This is a genomic window from Limnospira sp. PMC 289.06 (assembly GCF_032350395.1).
Taxonomy (GTDB): Bacteria; Cyanobacteriota; Cyanobacteriia; order Cyanobacteriales; family Microcoleaceae; genus Limnospira; species Limnospira platensis.
On record NZ_JARPLC010000256.1, the window covers coordinates 1 to 2,292 of the forward strand.

Here is a 2,292-nt window from a genome sequence, read left to right on the forward strand (position 1 = left end):
GCCATGCTGACATGGGCGCATTATCGATTCAAACTAACCCTGAGACATCAAGGGGAAATAACTGGAACCACAGTTGTAGATGTGACCGAAGAATACACCAGCAAAACCTGTACTCACTGTGGTCATGTCCATTCCCAGCTAGGTGGCTCAAAAGTGTTCCGATGTCCTGAGTGTGGGTTCAACCCAGGGACTGGAACGGTGCTTTTGGAATCTTTCTAAAAGCTTTGCGGGATACCGCCTCTGTTACCTTAACGGGTAATAGTGCTATCGTAGCATTGTCAGGCAATAGCCGGATAAATGTCGCGTAAATGTATCAGTAATCCCAAAGCTAACCCTACAATAGCGGGGGGCTTGTCTGCGGGTAGCTAAATTTGAGGCGATCAAGCTGTTGGGTTAGTGGTCAGTGCCAATAATGTGTAAATCAACCTGGGGTAGACCTCGCATTAACCTTTGAACAATAGATCCTTTAATCAGTAGTTGCCAGCGAGATCGTCGAGTTTCCCCCAAAACAATTTGAGTGATGTGTTGTTCGACGGCAGTATCAAGAATCGCTGTCACCACATCATCTGACTCCACCCGCAAAAACTCCCCCTCAAACTCCTGACACATCCGTTTGCAGGTTTCAATGTGGAGTGCCTCAGATTTAGAAAGAAATTGATGAGGATGAGCTACAAACAGCACAGACAAACGGCCATTCATTTGGTTAGCAATGCGTGCCCCTCGTCTCAATAACCGAATCGAACTGGGATAGGTTGAAACACAGACCAGAACCCGTTCTTGGATATTGCAATAGCTCTGAGAATGGCTCTGTCGGCCATTGTCTTCAATATTGTCAGCCACGAACCGCAGCGCCAATTCTCTGAGAGCGACAAGATTGCGACGTTGGAAGAAGTTGTGCAGAGCCCGATCAATCTTGGCAGAGGCATAGATTTTACCCTCTTGAAGGCGCTCTTGGAGAGTTTCAGGGGTAACGTCTACGACGATGACTTCATCAGCTTCATCAAGTAGGCGATCGGGTACCCGCTCGCGGACGACCACCCCAGAAATTTTGTGTACCAGGTCATTAAGGCTCTCTAGGTGCTGGATATTGATAGTGGAATAGACATCAATACCCGCTTCCAAAATCCAAAACACATCTTGGTAACGCTTCTGTCGTTCAGAACCGGGGATATTGGTATGAGCCAATTCATCAACCAGGACTAGCTGAGGACAGCGGGCGAGTACAGCAGAGGTATCCAATTCCGTGAGAGTGCGAAAGAGCCAGTTGATCTGCTTGAGGGGAACCTGCTCTAAGCCAACTGCCTTCTCAGCGGTATCTGCTCGTCCGTGGGTTTCCAGTATTCCAATGACGACATCAAACCCTTCCTGCTTTAGCTGTTGGGCTTCCTCTAACATTCGATAGGTTTTACCGACTCCCGGTGCCATGCCGATAAAGACTTTGTGCTTACCAAGGGCGATGCTTTGGGGAGGATTGGGTGGGGTGATACATAGGGAGGTTTGGAACATTAGAAGATTTGAATTTAAAGGTTATCCAAGGCTAAGTTCTCTCTTGAGAACATTGATACCAGGCTCCCCAAAAATACCAAGGAAGCGGTCTTCAGTATTTTGAGTAATCAGCGATCGCACTTGGTCAGTAGACAGGCCACGCGCAAGGGCGACCCGTTCAACTTGAGCGAACCGCAGCAGGGGGGCTAATGTGAGGGTCAAGACCGGAACCGGAGGAATAAAGTAAGTCAGCGGTGGGTTCAATCCCGGCGCTACGAAGACGCTGGGCTTCGTTCTGAATGCGTGCCAACAGTTCCGGGTTGTCTGGAGCCAGATTACTACCTCCCGATACTCCGGTGGGGTTAGCCTCCGCGTCAGAACTATAATTGACATCACTAGGACGGCTCCAGAAATAATCGTCAGTGGTAAAGGTTTGACCAATGAGTGCGGAACCAATGACCTCAAGAGTGAGAGTTAGTGAGAAGACTGCCGTTAGCCTGGTAGGGGAAAAAGCCCTGACCAATGAGGAAAATCAGCAGGGGATAGAGGAAAGCGGTGAGGAAGCGCGAGGGTAGCGAGACTGCGAATACTGATGATCAGGTCTTTCATGGTGAATTTCTGAGAGGTTTAGAGTTTGAAAAAGTTGACAGTTTGAGTTGGGATGTAAACGTTTATAGGGATTAACGTTGTACTTAGAACTTCTCGGGCTGAACAATCACGATCGCTAAATAGATAGCCAGGCCCACAACGAATCAAGTGCATTAGGCATTATCTGTTAATTTATTGTTGTAAGTCATAAGTCATTTG

General features: G+C 48.1%; 4 protein-coding genes and 2 pseudogenes. 1 reads left to right on the forward strand and 5 read right to left on the reverse strand.

Features of this window, described 5'->3' with window-relative positions; translation table 11 throughout:
* A pseudogene (locus tag P5674_RS24205) lies at window positions 1-308 on the forward strand (zinc ribbon domain-containing protein); the annotation flags it as partial.
* Between the two features lie 85 nt (window positions 309-393).
* Here the strand turns inward: P5674_RS24205 and P5674_RS24210 are convergent.
* From P5674_RS24210 to P5674_RS26765, 5 genes and pseudogenes are all read right to left on the reverse strand, one after another.
* Entirely contained in the window at window positions 394-1,506 is a 1,113-nt protein-coding gene (locus P5674_RS24210; RefSeq protein ID WP_006616168.1) for a universal stress protein, read from the reverse strand.
* Between the two features lie 21 nt (window positions 1,507-1,527).
* A complete protein-coding gene (locus P5674_RS24215) occupies window positions 1,528-1,626 on the reverse strand; it encodes a potassium-transporting ATPase subunit C (protein ID WP_308805665.1) in 99 nt (32 codons plus the stop codon).
* Window positions 1,627-1,663: 37 nt separating this feature from the next.
* On the reverse strand, window positions 1,664-1,942 hold the full coding sequence (locus P5674_RS24220; protein ID WP_308805666.1) for a potassium-transporting ATPase subunit C: 279 nt from the start codon (window positions 1,940-1,942) through the stop codon (window positions 1,664-1,666).
* A 4-nt stretch (window positions 1,943-1,946) separates the two neighbouring features.
* Window positions 1,947-2,024 carry a hypothetical protein gene (locus P5674_RS24225; protein WP_308805667.1) on the reverse strand — a complete coding sequence of 26 codons (78 nt, stop codon included), beginning with the start codon at window positions 2,022-2,024 and terminating at the stop codon, window positions 1,947-1,949.
* A 153-nt stretch (window positions 2,025-2,177) separates the two neighbouring features.
* Window positions 2,178-2,234: pseudogene (locus P5674_RS26765) on the reverse strand (potassium-transporting ATPase subunit F); the annotation flags it as partial.
* Window positions 2,235-2,292 lie beyond the last annotated feature (58 nt).

What these genes read in the sequence shown, in the direction of transcription:
- P5674_RS24210 (WP_006616168.1), bottom strand. Translation starts at nt 1,506, where the DNA reads ATGTTCCAAACCTCCCTATGTATCACCCCACCCAATCCTCCCCAAAGC.